The organism is Paenibacillus monticola (assembly GCF_009664975.1).
GTDB lineage: Bacteria > Bacillota > Bacilli > Paenibacillales > Paenibacillaceae > Paenibacillus_AQ > Paenibacillus_AQ monticola.
In genome coordinates this window covers 196,401-213,412 of sequence record NZ_WJXB01000008.1, presented here as the reverse complement: position 1 = coordinate 213,412, position 17,012 = coordinate 196,401, and the positions used below count along the sequence as shown (strand labels likewise).

The window sequence follows — 17,012 nt, the reverse complement described above, 5'->3', positions numbered from 1 at the left end:
CCCGTAAGGCTTTTATATTATTCTATAACACCTGTATCCAGCCGAGCATGGACACCCATAATGGAATACTTAAGAACAAACCAAAGATCAGACCGCGTTTAAGACTTCCCTCATGATTCATTACAATTCTCCCCTTCATTAGGTCAATAGAATCATTTTTATTATTACAAATTTAATATAAATTAATTCTTTTAAATACGTTGTGAATAATGTCACACTTGATCCTTTGTTTATTAACTCCATTGATTAATTTTTGAACATTAAGTTACAACGCGAATATACGTTCCTATTTTGGGTGGTGAACAAACAGGCCTTGCCATGGGAGTTAGCAAGACCTGAAAATTGTATACAAAACACCGGGGGGTGTTTGATTTATTAAATATAGCCCGCTAACCTGAAATTCAGCTGATTATTAAATTAAAATCACATAAAAATCACGAATTAATATTTTTTTACCGCGACCGGTTGAATAAATGGATTATATATGTAATATATGGTAAATTTATTATGTTGTCATGTCCTATTGAATAACTATTTATAGGGGCAGTTTAATCCCAGCAAAGGACAAATAAAACAATGGAGGGAATTTTGTAATGAAGAGCAAAGTATCTGGCCTTATGTTTTTAGTTGTTATCTTAATTGTATCAATGTTTGCAAGTATAGCGGGTGCTGAGACCAGTACAGTAGGAACCACAGGCAAATATGACCTGGGAGACTATTCTTTGTATGCAAATATACAAGGCGTATCGAACGGTAAACCAACTGTCATTTTTGAAAGTGGATATGGTGATGACTCCAGTATATGGGCAGGTATTCAATCTGTTGTTGCACAGCATACACTGACCGTATCGTATGACCGAGCTGGCCTTGGCCAAAGTGATAACGTATCTGAAAACAAAAAGGATGCAAAAGATCAAGTAAAAGCTTTACACAAGCTTTTGAACAGAGCTCATATTCCAGGACCCTACATAATTGTTGCTCATAGCATTGGTGGGACAAATGCCCGTGTTTATGCAGACCGTTATGGTGAAGATGTCGCAGGTATCGTATTCGTAGACAGTTCCTTCGAGAACCAAGAAGAAGCCCTCTATGAAGCACTTCATGAAGCCTTCCCTGATCCAGTAGATTATGATGCTTTCATTGCTGCATATACAGGTCAATTCACGGTTGAGGGAAGTCATGAAACCGTCTTGGAAAGTTTAAATCAAGCAGCGGATACGGTGAAGCACGATCCATTGCGGAATATTCCAATTTCAGTAATAACGGCATCTCAAGAACAAATTTCGGAAGCTTTCAAATCGGTATGGTTTGGATTCCATGCTACATTAGCTTCTTATTCAGACTTTTCCAAATCTGTAACAGCTGAAAACTCTGGACATTATGTAATGTTAAGTGAACCACAGCTGGTCATTAACGAAATTTTGAATTTACTGAACTAATTTTGTGCTCCCGCGGCAGTTTGCCTGCGGGAGCTCTTTATTCTGTACTACTTTTGGAGGAGGAATCTTGTATGAAGAGAATTTCCATGGTTGCTAAGTGCATTATTCTTTCGTTCGTGTTAATTACTGGCTGCAGTCAAGCTGCGTCAAATACTGCAGAGGTTGACGATGCTGTTAAAGCAGCAGAGAACTACAAAAATGTGGAGTATGACATTAAAGCTTCCGCGGATATACTCTCCGAAACATCCATTCAACAACGTAATGAAGAGATGAAACCCTTTTTTACGGAATCCTTTTATGAAAAGGCAGTCAATTACCGGTACACAACTTTACCTCTGGAAGCCTCCCAAAAACAGAAGCTTTCTTTAAAACCGGAAAACCTGCAATTTAAGCTGGAGGAGCAAAAGAAAGATATTGTCGAGTTGAACTATACCGTGGACCTTGTATTGTTGGATCAAGAAGGCAAAGAAAGTCAACGTATCCCTATGGAGGGTATATTGACTCTGTTTGAAGTGAATGGGGAATGGCTTGTACAGGGGGATCGATTTGATAATCCTGCATTTAAGAAACTCATTGAAACAGTGGAATAATATACCGTCCTATTAACAATCAAACAGCGACTATTTATTAAACTTAGCCATCGTTCGTTGTTCAAATTCATCCCAATTGGGAGTCGCAAGGTTTGATTGTTGTTTCAACTTAGCGAATGAATCAAACAAAGCTGCAATCTCACCGAAAGATCCATCCACCAAGTTTGCAAACGGTAAACTATGATAGATTTTTAGACCATAGTATACAACTTGTCTGTGTTTTTGGATAACCTTAGCCTGATTTGCAGGAGCGAGCGTATAACCTAATTTCTCTAATAGCTGAAACCCTTCGTCCATTACGGTAATAGCTTGCTTCAATAGCTTCTTGTCCTTAGCTACCTTTTTTAAATCACCGTCATAAAGATAGCTTGCGGAGTTCAAGGGCACAATGAGCACGATATGACTTTTAAGCCACGCGTCCATATCTTCTTCATAAGCTAATTTATACTTAACATGCTTGAAAGCATTTTCTAGTAAAGGCTTGATTGGAATCTCGCCGTCCAGACTGCCAAGTACCATTTGTCCACCTCCACGTATGCAGATAATGCGACCACCCGCTTCGCGGAGACCTCCACTAAGCTGAAATCCGAAGAGCACATTTTTCTCCACGGCGCTCTTCTCCAGCAGAAAATCTCGCATCCCATGGGCATCAGCATTGTTACCGACCAGAATAATATTCCGACTCTGATTCTCTGCTAGAATAGGCAGAACGGCTGGAAAATCATTATATTTCATCACAACGAAGACGAGATCATAGAGATCATCTGATTGAAGCGTTTCGATGACTTTCACCTCATCTACAGTGGTTTTACGCTGAAAATAATGGCGAATGACAAGTCCGTCTTTCTTCAATTGTTCGGCTCGCTTCCCCCTTGCTAGCACTGTGACATCATTTCCTCCGCGCACTAATGCATGAGCAAGATAACCCCCTAAAACTCCCGCACCAAAAATTAATATTCTCATAGCTATCCTCCCGCATATTCGTACAAATGTTGTTTTTTAGGCATTTGTTCAATATAATCAGGTTAGCAGTATACCCCACTTGAAACAATCGCTAGATTTAGCAGTTTTGTTGGTTTTTCAACAGATTCCAATCAATAGTCTAATAAATAAGGAGCCTCTCCATGGACAGAAGAATAAAAAAGAACCAAACAGCCATTATGGATGCCTTAATTCAGCTGATGGCGGAAAAAGATTTCGAAAAAATAACAATTCACGAAATAGCAGAGTGTGCGAATGTAAACCGGGGCACGATTTATTCGCATTATTTGGACAAATATGATTTATTGGATAAATGCATAGAGACTCAACTAAAACAATTAATCGAAAGTTGCTTACCAGTTGATGACAAGGGAACTTACTCCTCTAAGGCTTCATTGCTGCGAACGTTTGAGTTAATGGAGAAGAATGCGCTCTTTTTCAGGACTTTACTAACGAACAAAGGCGTTCCGTCCTTCAGAAATCACCTGCAGGAAATGATGAAAGAGGGCATCCGAGAACAAATCGATGAAAACAACTTAAGCCTAGACGATTTACGCAAGGAGATTTTAGTGCAATTTTTGAGTTCGGCGACCGTCGGAGTGATTGAATGGTGGTTTACTCATACGATGCCCTGTTCTGCACAAGAGATCACGGAACAGTTATGGGCCCTTCTCCAGCTGAATCAAGTGCTGCCCTTTATAAAACAGTCAGACCTCGTAACACAAATTTCAGATTGAACCCAGTAATAGAAAAAGCGCCCGCCATGTACGAGAAAACAAAGTCCTAGGCTGTCTCTTTTTTTTGAAGCATCATTGTTCGTTAGTGGAATGAGTTCTCAAAGGATTGCTCTGAAAATGGTCTGCCACTCCTCATCCTCTTGAAGTTACTCCTTTTTATACAGTGCGTGACCCCCTTTTATTACTGTCACAAAATCATACTCTATCTCGTTTTATGTGCAAACGAAGATAAAGGAGTGGCGATTCATGAAAGAGTTTACTTGCATTGTTATTGGAGGCGGATATGCCGGAATCCATGCAGTGAAAGAAATAAAGAAAAACTGGAAGAATGATGAAAATCATGACACTTTGCGGCTTATTCTTATCGACAAAAACCCCTTCCATCTTCGCAAAGTATTATTGTTTAAACCCGCTGCCGGAAACGAAGATATCCGCGTACCTTTCGAAAGGCTGCTCCCCGAAGGGGGAGAGTTCGTACAAGGAAGTGTGACCAAGATTGACCCCGGGCAGAAGCAAGTTATATATCATGATGCCGAAGGAAAGGAACAGTCACTGGACTACGAGTTGCTTGTTCTAACAGTGGGCAGTGTAGTACGTCGGCCTGAGCCAGATCAAGGTGGAATAGCGCTTACGAATCTAGATGCCGCGCAGAAAATAAGGGAAGTATGGCGTGGGAATTTACAGAAGGCTGTAGCTGAAACTAATGAAAAAGAGTGCCGTCGATTGATGACGATTGCCGTTGCTGGAGCAGGCATCAGTGGCATTGAAACCTCTGCCGAGTTGGCCTATTGGGTTCATGAGGATGCAAAGCGGTTAGGCTTAGACCCCGCTGATGTGAAGATTATTTTGGTTAATGCTAACAAGCGACTCTTTCCAAATGGGCCGGCCAAGGTCGGACAGAAGCTGCAGACCTCTCTGGAAGCCTTCGGGGTAGCCGTTGTTCATGAGAGCAAAGTATTAAAGGAAAAGGAAGGCGTACTGGCTTTATCCAACGGTGACAAGATTCCCGTCGGGCTTTGTATCTGGACACTAGGGCTTATGCCCAATCCCATGCTGCCAAGCATCGGGGTGCCGGTTAATTCAAAGGGCTATGTCAGCGTAGACGCGAGCTACCGGGTGCAGGGCGTCAAAGGAATATACAGCATCGGTGATTGCGCTCGTATTGAGGACCCTGTAAGTGGAAAAACGGATGGAAAGACATGCAAGGAGGCCATTGCACAGGCGGTGCGACTAGGGAAAATCATCTCGTCGGATCTTGCTGGACGTCCGGCTCCCTCTCATAAAGCCTATATGGATTTCTTCTGCTTTGGTTTGGGTCCGGAGCAGGGGATGGTCTGGACACGCCAATGGGGTATAGATCTGCTTATTACCGGAAAGCTAGGCCATAGATTAAGAAAATATACGTGGGATATGGCCAGTATGATAAATAGATAACACCTGAAACTAGCTGAGCAATGCATAAGGATGGGAACCTGAAATGGAAAATATATATATGCAATATAAAAATCTACTGTTTACCCTTGCTTATCAACTTACAGGCTCTGTCGCCGATGCGGAAGATGTAGTTCAGGACGTATTTTTGAAAGTGAAAGCTCTTGATCTGAATTTGGAGTACATGGCTGAACCGAAGGCCTACCTCTGCAGAATGACTGTAAACCGCTGCCGGGATATGCACAAGTCAGCTCGTAAACGGCGAGAACAATATTTTGGAGAGTGGCTTCCTGAGCCGATTTCGACTGCTGGTGATGAGCTATTTGAATCGGTGGCCCGTGAAGAACTGCTCTCTTATGCCATGTTGGTACTGCTTGAGCGACTGTCGTCTGCTGAGCGTACGGTCTTTGTTCTACGCGAGGCACTCGACTTTGATTATCAAGCTATAGCTGAGCTCATCGATAAAAGTGAGTCCAATTGCCGCAAACTTTTCAGCCGCGCCCGGAGCAAGATGGGGATCATAAACGATGAGACTTTCTTAAAACTCGAAGCGGAAAGCGAACAATGGGTTCACCGATTTCTGAGTGTTCTGGAACGGGGCAACGTAGACGGAGTGATATCTATGCTCCACAAGAATGTGGTATTGGTCTCCGATGGAGGTGGCAAAGCAAATGCCGCTGTCCACCCTATCGTTTCCCGTGATTACGTAGTCAGATTTCTTTTTGGCCTAAGTGGCAAGAAACCTCTTTACGAGCAAGGAATGCAAGTGGAATTGAAAATAATCAATGGGCAAACCGGACTGACCATCCATTCAAATGATGGCCTCACAACAGTTGTGCTAATGCATGTGGAGCGTAATCTGATTCAAAACATTTATTTCATCAGGAATCCCGATAAGCTTTTGCATATATAAGAGCGGTCAACATCAAGCTCGCTGGGCACTAAAAAAGAGGACACTGCTTTCCGTATCCTCTTTTCCCCCTTATATCTCCCAGGCCTTAGCCAATTGTCTTACTCCATCAACAATATTTGCTTCCGGTACATTCCCAAATCCCAATAGAACCATATTATCGGAATACCTTTTTTCTTCCAGCCAAAACGTTGACACAGGATAAACCAACACTCTGTTTACTTTTGCCCTTTTTATCATATCGCTTTCAGATAGACCTTGGCTGGATTCCAACAATATATGCAAACCGGCATTCCCTCCATGGATAGTGACTTTATCACCCATCCATTCTTGAATTGTTCGAATCAGCAAATCGTATTTTCTTTTATTGGCGACAGTTATTTTTCGCAGGTGATTTTCCCAATGCCCTGAAAGAATAAATTGGTGAATAATCCGCTGCTGCAGCAGAGAAACCGGAGACCTCTTTTTCATTCAAAATATAGAGGACGACGGAATAAATCGATGTTACAAAACGGTAGAATGCGGCCTCCACACTTCTATCATATCATTTTTCGTCGTCCTTTATAGAGAGAAGACGACAAGTTGGTTTCGGCCCCTTCCCAGCCGAAGTTAGAGACCGATGGCAATGAGCTTTGCTCACTCAATTCAATAGAGGCTGCAATCGCTAGGATGGGAAATCGAGGTCGGCGCTACTTTTTCAATTACATATCAAAAAACGGTTTTTCTATCGAATCACGTGAATAGAAAAACCGTTTTTTATGCTTCTATTAAAAATGGTTATGCCCCAAGTTGATGGTGTTAATATTTAACTTGCGCATAAGAACTGATTAAATAAGCTGGATTTCCTGGTAACGGCGCTTGTACTGTATCTCTCATCCCGTTCCAATATTGTGCTGATCTCGTAGTAATGCCGTACGCGGTATCCTTTACAATAGTAACTTCAACACTTTGATTTACATCCGCATATCTTCTAATGCTGCTTACAAAAGCGGCATCTTGTATCTGACTTAATAATCCTAAACCACCAATATAATTTCCTGCATACGGTATGCAAGATACTGCAAACCATGCAATACCCTCCCAAAGGTTTGGTTCGCTTTTCGTGGCGTATACTCTTGCATCTTGAGGATTTAAAAAGAAACTATGTAATTCAACATCCACTCTACCACCAGAAGCATAGTAACGTGCATAACCATATCCTCCGTTAACTGCTACGTCTGGATTTGCAAATGGAGTTACTAAATTTTCTGCTTGATCTACTGCAACAGTTGGAGCTACTGGCGCTGCTGATGCCCCAACGGCTCCAAAAAGACCAGATACAATCATCAACGATGATACAACTGCAAACACTTTCTTCATTAAAATTCCTCCTAATCTATTATATTCCATAAATAATATACCACGACTATACTATTTTTGTATATATTTTCTATAAAATAGCCCTATTATATGGATTGCTATTCCTATAGCAAACACAATTAACGCTGTACTAATACTTCCCCATTTAAAGACAACAACTAAAATAGAGAAGCCAATCATAATTCGACCTAATAAATGGATGTATTTGAGCATTTTAAATTAAGCCTCCTTTATTATTAGAATATACTTTGAACAAACCATGACGGATTTTAGGAAACACCAATTTAGTGGGAAATCCTATAGTGGTTATAATCAATCCCCCTTTCAATTCTCCAATATCCTCCAGATCCAAATTTTGGATTTATTCATTATAATTGTATCAAAATAATAAGAGTAATCACACCCATACCGGGGGAATATTCTTCCTAAGCTTCTGATCTTGACACATCTTCAATCCATCTAATCATCTCGAACACCCCTCATGTCAGTTATTTCAGCAATCTACTCTTACATTTCTTTCTTAATTCCTTTTTCTTTCATTGCAATTTCACAACAAACTATTACAAAAGTAATCATTACCAGCACCCAGATCGGATGTGCGTATATAAGGAATAGTGTTTGGCCACCTTATGCCACGATCAACATCAGCGGAAAACTAAGAATACACATAGCTAAAATAAATAAGTACATAATACTAATTGATCCCCTACTCCTAAAGGCGGAGTTCATCCCAAGATCGTCCAGAAGAGATTTGGGTACTCCTCTATCAATGTTACCTTGGATACTTACTCTCATATACTGCCAAACCTACAAGGAACGGTCCTCCGGCCATTGGTGACTACAGCATAGGAAGCCGCCACGAGTGCAGAAAGAAACTGAAACAACCACTTTACTTGAGTAAAGGTTAGAAGAATGTTAGAGGTCCCAACAAAAAAACAAAAAAGCGCTGCCCCGAAAATCCGGAAAGCCGCGCCATACATGGTATTTATGGATGCTGGTGAAGGGAATTGAACCCCCGACCTACGCATTACGAGTGCGTTGCTCTACCCCTGAGCCACACCAGCTTGAACAAGGTGTTTTTCTGTCAAACAAGCTAATTATACTGCGTTCAACAGAAAAAACAACCCTATTTCAAAAGATAAGAATTACTTTAAGCATTCAATATCCGTCTTAGAGCAGGTTACGCTTACGGAAAAAGTCCAGTGACTCCTTGGCGCTCTCTAGTGAAGAGGAAGCGTACGTTTCCTGCTCTACCAGATAATAAAGAATTCCGGCTTGATCGGCAATTTCGAAGATGCTGTTGAAATCGACTGCACCCAGTCCCAGATCGGTTTCCTTATGATCGGCTCCGAAATCTTTAATATGGACCAGTGGTACGCGGCCTGCGTAACGGGAGACATACTCAGCCGGACTGGCTCCGCCCACCTGCACCCAGCCCAAATCGAATTCCGCTATCATATGCTCCGCTGGTATACGTTCCAGCCATAGGTCGATAATGGCTTGGCCGTTTACCTTTTTAAATTCAAAATCATGGTTATGATAGCCATATTTCATTCCTGCCGCCCGAACTAGCTCAGAAGCCTTCTCAAAGAAAGGAATCAGCGCAGTCACGTCGTCAAGGGTAGGATTCTCTGGCACAGGAGAGCCTGGGGTGATGATATATTGAAGTCCGACCTCTTGTGCATATTCAATTTCCTTGGATAATGCAGATTGCATGTTGTCCAGACTGCTGAAGTCCAGACCCACATGTGCAGAAGGCGCAGCCAGTCCAATCTCATCAAGGGTTTCGCGTAATTCCTTAGCAGACACACCAAAATATCCGGCAAATTCAACCGCTTCGTAGCCCATAGCCGCCACCTTACGCAAGGTACCTAGAAAGTCCTTTTCGGCTTCGTCCCGCAGAGTGTACATCTGAATACCTACCTGTTGCACTTTCTTAGCCACGCAAGACCACTCCTCTATTGTTAAAAAGTCTGAATTTCTTCACTTTTAGACTGTGATAGAATACTAGTTCTCCAGCAACTTGCGCTCCACGGACTCCAGCTTTCCGCGGCTTGTCGAAGCCTTATCTCGGCGGTCGTCAATCTTGAGTGAGGTAGAGACACGCTGTGCACCAGCTGTAAAAGGCGACTCGTGCAGCGCTTCTACGGCTGCCAGAATACGTGAAAGCGGCCCCTCGATAATCGTACCCATAGATGTAAGCTCATACGTAATGCCTTCTATCGTCTGCAACACACGCTGCATATCGGCAACATAACTGCTGAGACTGGTGCTGCCTGTTCCTATCGGAATAACGGTCACTTCAGCAATAGCCATTGGATAACCTCCTTCGCAGTAAAACTAGTTTCGAAAGCATACGCTTAGTTTTATGGAGCATTTGAACTACTACCCTCTATTGTAACAACTCCTAGGCTCACTCACAAATTACGCAACAGCTATCCCCGCCCTACTCTTCTTCTGCGCCTGATCATACGGTAGATTTCGGTTAAATCCTGTATTTTACACAACTTTTCTCTCAAAAAAAGCCTGATCCAGCTAAATTCATGGATCAAATCCATCATTTCAGATCAGAAGAGACTCCACAGCTAGCGAATGTTGGATTTGATCCAACATTTACGTTCTGAGAGTATATTGAATAGATTAATGTTGGATTTGATCCAACATTAATCTATTCAATATAGAGTTAGCAAGGGTGGGAGCAATGCTTTACCAAAACAACTTCCTTTCTTGGCATCCCTGTAAATTTCCCCATTTGAGATATCCAGTGCCAGCCGCACTGCAATTATGGACTCTTTGTGGCATATTTTCGGACAATTCATGAATCATTTCAGCGGTTTTTGTGGATCAATTGTGGATGGCCTGTGGACAGCCTGTGGATCAATTGTGGAGTACTGGAGATGAAGTCGCTTGCGGCGCGGGTTTCCTAAAAAATTGTTTACAAACACTATATATTGGGTTATCTTTATCAAACGACAACAAAATATAGTGAAACAGGTGCTTTGATCCTCTATGAGAATCAGAGCTTAATAGGGAAGTGCGGTGCGAATCCGCTGCGGTCCCGCCACTGTAACCGGATTGTCCCTGAGGCTTTTAACAGCCTCAGAGACAGCTTCTACCGGCATTCGCCACTAAGGGGCAACACTCCCTCGGAAAGGCGCCGGAAGGTATGCCGGAAGCCAGAAAATCTGCCTGTTTCTATCGACACCAACTATCTATACCTGCGAGGAACAGGAATGGTGTCCGCATGCGGCCTACATAATGAAGACCACTGCAAATATCCTTTGTGAGGATATTTACGCTACGCATACGGGCATTTTCTGCCATCCTCGGCAGGAGATGCCTTTTTATAATGTCAGAAGGTTTTTCTTATATACCGAGGGGAGAGAGCAAAATAATGACGCTGTTGGAGAAACGGTTAGGCGGTGCGCAACATGCACAGGAGGTTCTATTGGAGGAAGTTATTCATTTAGGACGTGACATCATCGACAGCTCGGATTTGGATATGCTGCGTGAGAATGCCAATTTGAACGGGGAGAGCTTCTCCGGTAAAATGAGCAAGTTCGGCAGTGAATATTCCAAGTGGTATGCTCGAAACTTCACTATGCCACCACAATTGGTACAGGCGATTGAAGAGAATGTCGTATATGTGCACGATCTGGATCAATACGCCATCGGAACGACCAACTGCATATTCATCCCGTTTGAGCGGCTTCTGCGTGAAGGCTTCAATACGGGAAACGGCAGCGTCCGCCCTCCGAACTCCATTATGACGGCTATGTCATTGGTAGCTATTATTTTTCAGTCCCAGCAAAATGCCCAATATGGCGGCGTTTCCGCCAATAAGCTGGATTACGATCTGGCTCCTTATGTAACCAAAACCTTCACGAAGCTATTCCGCAAGGGACTCGGCTACTTCGAAGAAGGTCAAGCCGGTGATCATCTCGGCGAAATTACCATGAACCGAACCGATTTGGCCGAGATGTATCCAAGAACCTTCCGCTATGCGCTGAAGGAAACGGAAAGCGAAACCCTTCAGGCTGCTGAGAGCATGATTCATAACCTGAATACAATGTCCAGCCGCTCAGGCGGGCAGATTCCGTTCACCAGCATTAACTACGGTACCTGTACTTCTCTAGAAGGTCAGCTGGTGATCAGTTCTTTGCTGACAGCGACCATGAATGGACTGGGCAGTGGCGAAACACCCGTATTCCCGATTCAAATCTTCAAATGCAAGCAAGGCGTTAATCAGCAGCAGGGCGATCCCAACTACGAACTGTTTCTCAAAGCAGCCGAATGCTCGGCCCGCAGACTTTATCCTAACTTTGCTAATCTGGACGCCCCTCTCAACATGCAATATTACGATCCAAGCAATCCGGATACTGAATTTGCTACGATGGGCTGCCGCACCCGGGTGCTCGGTGACCGCTTCGGCCGCAACCGCTGCTCCGGCAAAGGCAATTTGTCCTTTAATACATTAAATCTGGTCCGACTCGGATTAGAATATGGCATAGCTACTAATCGCCGCACCGTGGCTGACGAAGCTGGTTTCTATGACGATCTCAATCATTATATGGAGATTGCCCTTGAAGGTCTTCTCCATCGGTACCGTATCCAGGCCGCACAAATGGCTAAAGCTTCCGACTTCATGATGCGTGAAGGGGTCTGGGAAGGCGGCGAACTGCTTGCTCCCGAGGACACCGTAGGTGATCTATTGAAGCACGGTAGTCTTTCGCTCGGCTTCATCGGCATGGCTGAATCCATGAAGGCCATGTACGGCAAACACCACGGCGAGGATATGGATGTTCATGCCAAAGCGCTGGCTGTTGTGCGTCACATGCGGGAATTCTGCGACCGGAAGAGCGAAGAGCTGAATCTCAATATCACTCTGTTCGCTACACCAGCCGAAGGTTTGTCCGGTAAATTCACTAAAGTTGATCGCAAGGTACTCGGTACCATTACTGGCGTAACCGACCGCGAATATTATACGAACTCGTTCCACATCCCTGTATATTACACACTGGCTGCTGCTCAGAAGATCAGCCTGGAAGCTCCTTTTCATGAGTATTGCAATGCAGGTGCTATTTCTTATGTCGAATTAAACGGAAATGCCCGCAGCAACCCAGCAGCTTTTATCAAAATCATAAAATACGCGCTGGAGCAGCAAGTTAGCTATTTCAGTATTAACCACCCGATCGACCGCTGCTCTGGCTGCGGCTACGAAGGCGTCATCGGCACCAACTGCCCTTCCTGCGGTGTGCATGAGAGTGCAGTACATATCCGTCGTTTACGCCGGGTTACCGGATATTTAACAGGGGATTATCAGACCCGTTTTAATGCTGCCAAGCAAGCTGAGGTGCGCGATAGAGTTAAGCATCTATGAACATTTGCGGCTATTACCCAGAGTCGATTAACGAGGGAGAAGGTATGCGTGCCGTGCTCTTCTTCAGCGGCTGCCGCCACCGTTGCCCCGGCTGTTTCAATCCGGAGACATGGAATTTCAACTACGGTGAAATCTTCACTCTGGTGCGTCAAGATGAGATTATTGCGGAGATCGCCGCGAACCCGTTGCTCGACGGCTTAACCTTGGCGGGTGGCGACCCTTTCTTTTCGGCAATGGAGGCCGTGGAGTTCATTCATAGACTCCGCGCCAGACTGCCAGCTTTCCCAATTTGGATTTACAGCGGCTATACGTACGAAGAAATCACAGCCCGACCCGATTCACCAGAATGGACGCTGCTCCAGCAGTGTCAGGTGCTGATTGATGGACGTTTCGTCGAAGAATTGAAAGATACTACCCTTCCCTACAGGGGAAGCACCAATCAACGCATTATTGACGTTCCGGCCAGCATAACTGGCCCGGAGGTCATTCTTTGGCAGCCGTCTGCGCTCTAATACATCAATTTTTGATATTGAAAATTAAGCCCAAATCAGAAAGGATGAACTACCTATGCCACAACTCGTAGTGAAACCCGATAACCGTCAACTGGCTTTTGATGAGATCCGCCTCTCCGTGTACGCCGACCGGGTCTTGTCCGGTCTCGATCACCTAAGCAGAGAAACCCTGCTGCGCGGTGTGCAGTCGAAATTGCGCCGTGAAGAAGTCAGCGGAGAAGACATCAGCAGTGCTTTTACGATGAGTGCGCTTGAGCTGGTAACGAAAGAAGAGCCGGACTGGAAGTTCGTCGCTGCGCGTTCCCTTCTAACTACCCTTTACAAGAAAGCAGCCGTCAACCGGCGCTATAAAGCCTATCCGGAAGAGCCTTATGGTGAGCTGTACCCGCTAATTACCGATCTTGTCAAAAAAGGGATTTACCGCGAAGAATTACTCTCCCACTACACTAAAGAGCAGATTGCTGAACTGGGCAGCTCTATCGACTATACACGCGATTTGCTGTTCGATTATATCGGACTGCTTACATTGTCTGACCGTTATCTGGCGCATGATTTTGAAGGACGCGTGATGGAGCTTCCGCAGGAACGTTATATGATTATCGCCATGTACCTGATGCACCGCGAGCCGGTAGAGAAACGAATGGATCTGGTAAAAGAAGCCTACTGGGCCATGAGCAACATCTATATGACCGCAGCTACACCAACCATGTCCAACGCTGGTAAAAAAGTTGCCGGCCAGCTATCCAGCTGCTTTATCGATACAGTGGACGATTCACTGGAGGGTATCTTTGACTCCAATACAGATGTTGCCCGTCTCAGCAAAATGGGCGGAGGCATCGGTGTCTACCTCGGTAAAATACGGGCCCGTGGCTCCGACATCCGCGGTCATAAGAATACCAGCTCCGGCGTGATCCCATGGATTCGCCAGCTGAACAATACCGCTGTCAGCGTGGACCAGCTTGGCACTCGTAAAGGTGCGGTCGCAGTCTATCTGGATGTGTTCCACAAAGATATTCTCGCCTTCCTTGATCTCAAGCTGAATAACGGCGACGAGCGGATGCGTGCGCATGATGTGTTCCACGGCGTCTGCCTGCCCGATCTATTCATGGAAGCGGTGGAGGCCCGTGCGCACTGGAATCTTTTTTGCCCACATGAAGTGAAGAAGGTTATGGGTTGGACTGATGAGAATGGCCGTCCGCTGGGTCTCGAGGATTTCTACGATGAAGCGCTTGGTCAAGGCTCCTTCCGTGACAAATACGCCGAAGCTACCGCTAATCTGGATCTGTCCCGGATCACTGTTCCGGCTATCGATATCATGAAACGGATTATGAAATCGCAGTTGGAGACCGGTACGCCGTATATGTTCTACCGCGATACCGTCAACCGCGCCAATCCGAACCGCAATCAGGGGATGGTCTTCTCCTCCAACCTGTGCACAGAAATTATGCAGAATCAATCCGCTACCGTTATCGAAAGTGAAGAACTTGTCACAAAAGACGGCCAGACTCGGATTGTCATCTCCAAGATCCCTGGTGACTTTGTCGTCTGCAACCTGAACTCCATCCATTTGGCTCGGGCGATTCCGGCTGGAGTGCTGGAAAGACTGGTGCCAATTCAAGTCCGCATGCTCGATAACGTCATCGATATTAACAATATTCAAGTGCTGCAAGCGCAATATACGAACAGTCAATACCGTGCTGTCGGTCTCGGCACCTTCGGCCTGCATCATTTGCTGGCGCTGAAGGGTATCCGCTGGGAATCCGAGGAAGCCGTCGAATATAACAATCATCTGTATGAGCACATCAACTACCTGCTGGTCCGTTCGAGCATGGAGTTAGCCCGTGAAAAGGGCCGTTATGCGAAGTTCGCCGGTTCCGATTGGGAGACGGGGGACTACTTCACTTCACGCGGCTACACCAGCGGCGAACAGGAAGGCAAATATGTGACTACAGAACAATGGCGTGAGCTGCAGCAGGAAGTGGCAACAGACGGCGTTCGTAACGCTTGGTTGTTCGCCATTGCTCCCAATGGTTCCACTTCGATCATCGCCGGCTCCACCGCCAGCATTGATCCGCTATATGAGCTGCTGTCCTACGAAGAGAAAACAACTTACAAGATCGCCAACCCTGCACCGGATCTGTCGGAGAAGACGATCTGGTATTATAAAACAGCATTTATGATTGACCAGAACTGGTCGATCCGCATGGCCTCTGCCCGTCAGCGCCACGTTGATCAAGGCCAAAGCTTTAACATATATGTGCGCCCTGACATCAAGGCTACCGAGTTTCTGGAGCTGCATATCAACGCCTGGAAGGGCGGCTTGAAATCCACTTATTATGTGCGGAGTCGGGCTTTGACGATAGAAGAGTGTGATTCTTGCGCTAGCTAAAAGCCTCATAGATTTCCAGTGATATAGCCGCCATTACGAGGAATATTTGGACTTCCGATCGCTGTTATCCTCAGATTTCTTGATTTATACCGCGTTTGCGGTGGAAATCCGAGGATAAAGGCGAACGCTGCGCTTCTCCAGTTCCAAAATTCCTCTTCATGGCTCCATCACTAATTGATAATCAACATCTACCGAAGCAAATTAGCTTCGCAAGAATATAAGGAGTGAGCAGAAATGCAACTGCAAAAAATATTTAATACTGAAGCACCGAACCAAAGTACACGCATCATCGACGGCGAATGCTCGGGGATATTGAACTGGAATGATATCCGTATGCCGCATATGTATAAGCTGTACAAGGTGCTGCTGCTGAACCACTGGATCGCAGATGAGATTCCGATGTCCAAGGATGCCCAGCAGTTTCCGATGTTGGATGCGGAAGAGCAACGTGTGTTCAAGATCAATATCTCGCTCTTAGCGGTACTGGATTCGATGCAGACGATGTTCGTCGGCGATGTGAAGCGTTATTTTACCGACTCTTCTTTGGAAGCCATCTCTGCCATCATAGGGCAACAGGAAGTGGTGCATAACCAATCTTATTCCTATGTTCTGTCCTCGATCGTCTCGGATAGCGAGCAGAAGGAGATTTTTGAGTATTGGAAAAAAGATCCGGTGCTCTTGGAGCGCAATCAGTTCATCTCCGATATTTATCAGGAGTTCCGCGACAACCCGACCCGCCAGACCTTTTTCCATGCGCTGGTGGCCGATCTTATTCTGGAGGGAATCTTTTTCTACAGTACCTTTGCCTTCTTCTATAATCTGGCCCGTGACCAAAAGATGATGTCCACCAGCCAGATGATCTCATATATTCAACGTGACGAGAACCAGCATTGCTACTTTTTTGCCGAGGTATTCAAGCAGTTGCTTGTCGATTGCCCGGAGCTGAACACCAAGGAGAACATGGACTACGTCTACCGGACCATCGACCGCGCGGTCGAGCTGGAAACCAACTGGGGCCACTATACGCTCACCAATGTGCGCGGTATTGATATGAACGAGCTCAGCGACTACATCAAATATACGGCGAACAAACGCCTGACCCTGATGGGTATGGAAAAAGCTTATACCGGCGTCGACGTCAATTGCATGCCGTGGATTAAGCCTTTCTCAGACGATGCGCTGAACTCCACCAAAACTGACTTCTTCGAAGCCAAGTCCCGCAACTACGGCAAGGTGGGCGAAGATAACGGGTTTGATGATTTGTAAGAACTGGACTTGATATAG

Annotated in this window: 14 protein-coding genes, 1 tRNA gene and 1 riboswitch; of the genes, 9 read left to right on the top strand and 6 right to left on the bottom strand. The window is 45.2% G+C overall.

What is annotated here, in order from left to right:
• The first annotated feature begins 593 nt into the window (after positions 1–593).
• Both GJB61_RS20760 and GJB61_RS20755 read left to right on the top strand, forming a co-directional pair.
• A complete protein-coding gene (locus GJB61_RS20760) occupies positions 594–1,439 on the top strand; it encodes an alpha/beta fold hydrolase (RefSeq protein WP_154120927.1) in 846 nt (281 codons plus the stop codon).
• Between the two features lie 71 nt (positions 1,440–1,510).
• Positions 1,511–2,029, top strand: coding sequence for a hypothetical protein (locus GJB61_RS20755; protein ID WP_154120926.1), 519 nt, complete (start codon positions 1,511–1,513; stop codon positions 2,027–2,029).
• Between the two features lie 30 nt (positions 2,030–2,059).
• Here the strand turns inward: GJB61_RS20755 and GJB61_RS20750 are convergent, their stop codons facing one another.
• Positions 2,060–2,992 (bottom strand): ketopantoate reductase family protein, encoded by a 933-nt coding sequence (locus GJB61_RS20750; protein ID WP_154120925.1) that lies wholly within the window; start codon positions 2,990–2,992, stop codon positions 2,060–2,062.
• Between the two features lie 161 nt (positions 2,993–3,153).
• Here GJB61_RS20750 and GJB61_RS20745 point away from each other — a divergent pair, with 161 nt between their 5' ends.
• The 3 genes from GJB61_RS20745 (at position 3,154) to sigJ (ending at position 6,091) form a co-directional block, all read left to right on the top strand.
• The gene (locus GJB61_RS20745; protein ID WP_154120924.1) at positions 3,154–3,747 is read left to right on the top strand and encodes a TetR/AcrR family transcriptional regulator; all 594 of its coding nucleotides are present in this window, start codon (positions 3,154–3,156) and stop codon (positions 3,745–3,747) included.
• A gap of 246 nt (positions 3,748–3,993) precedes the next feature.
• Positions 3,994–5,181 carry an NAD(P)/FAD-dependent oxidoreductase gene (locus GJB61_RS20740; RefSeq protein ID WP_154120923.1) on the top strand — a complete coding sequence of 396 codons (1,188 nt, stop codon included), beginning with the start codon at positions 3,994–3,996 and terminating at the stop codon, positions 5,179–5,181.
• Positions 5,182–5,224: 43 nt separating this feature from the next.
• A complete protein-coding gene (gene sigJ / locus GJB61_RS20735; protein ID WP_154120922.1) occupies positions 5,225–6,091 on the top strand; it encodes an RNA polymerase sigma factor SigJ in 867 nt (288 codons plus the stop codon).
• 69 nt (positions 6,092–6,160) lie between these two features.
• On the opposite strand, the gene GJB61_RS20730 is transcribed toward sigJ, so the two are convergent.
• From GJB61_RS20730 to GJB61_RS20710, 5 genes are all read right to left on the bottom strand, one after another.
• Positions 6,161–6,559, bottom strand: a complete 399-nt coding sequence (locus tag GJB61_RS20730) for an aminotransferase-like domain-containing protein (protein WP_195724419.1) — start codon at positions 6,557–6,559, stop codon at positions 6,161–6,163.
• A gap of 327 nt (positions 6,560–6,886) precedes the next feature.
• Positions 6,887–7,447 carry a hypothetical protein gene (locus tag GJB61_RS20725; protein ID WP_154120920.1) on the bottom strand — a complete coding sequence of 187 codons (561 nt, stop codon included), beginning with the start codon at positions 7,445–7,447 and terminating at the stop codon, positions 6,887–6,889.
• A 992-nt stretch (positions 7,448–8,439) separates the two neighbouring features.
• Positions 8,440–8,511, bottom strand: a tRNA-Thr gene (locus GJB61_RS20720).
• 106 nt (positions 8,512–8,617) lie between these two features.
• Positions 8,618–9,391, bottom strand: coding sequence for a sugar phosphate isomerase/epimerase family protein (locus GJB61_RS20715; RefSeq protein ID WP_338115994.1), 774 nt, complete (start codon positions 9,389–9,391; stop codon positions 8,618–8,620).
• A gap of 63 nt (positions 9,392–9,454) precedes the next feature.
• A complete protein-coding gene (locus GJB61_RS20710; RefSeq protein ID WP_154120919.1) occupies positions 9,455–9,763 on the bottom strand; it encodes an MTH1187 family thiamine-binding protein in 309 nt (102 codons plus the stop codon).
• Positions 9,764–10,422: 659 nt separating this feature from the next.
• Positions 10,423–10,654, top strand: a riboswitch (cobalamin riboswitch).
• Between the two features lie 187 nt (positions 10,655–10,841).
• Between GJB61_RS20710 and GJB61_RS20705 the strand changes: the two genes are divergently transcribed.
• The 4 genes from GJB61_RS20705 to GJB61_RS20690 all read left to right on the top strand — a co-directional run bounded on the left by GJB61_RS20705 (position 10,842) and on the right by GJB61_RS20690 (position 16,994).
• Positions 10,842–12,827, top strand: coding sequence for an anaerobic ribonucleoside triphosphate reductase (locus GJB61_RS20705; RefSeq protein WP_154120918.1), 1,986 nt, complete (start codon positions 10,842–10,844; stop codon positions 12,825–12,827).
• Positions 12,824–13,339, top strand: a complete 516-nt coding sequence (nrdG, locus tag GJB61_RS20700) for an anaerobic ribonucleoside-triphosphate reductase activating protein (RefSeq protein WP_154120917.1) — start codon at positions 12,824–12,826, stop codon at positions 13,337–13,339. Before GJB61_RS20705 ends, nrdG begins: the two co-directional genes overlap by 4 nt.
• Positions 13,340–13,394: 55 nt before the next feature.
• On the top strand, positions 13,395–15,728 hold the full coding sequence (locus tag GJB61_RS20695; RefSeq protein ID WP_154120916.1) for a ribonucleoside-diphosphate reductase subunit alpha: 2,334 nt from the start codon (positions 13,395–13,397) through the stop codon (positions 15,726–15,728).
• 234 nt (positions 15,729–15,962) lie between these two features.
• Positions 15,963–16,994, top strand: coding sequence for a ribonucleotide-diphosphate reductase subunit beta (locus GJB61_RS20690; RefSeq protein ID WP_154120915.1), 1,032 nt, complete (start codon positions 15,963–15,965; stop codon positions 16,992–16,994).
• Positions 16,995–17,012 lie beyond the last annotated feature (18 nt).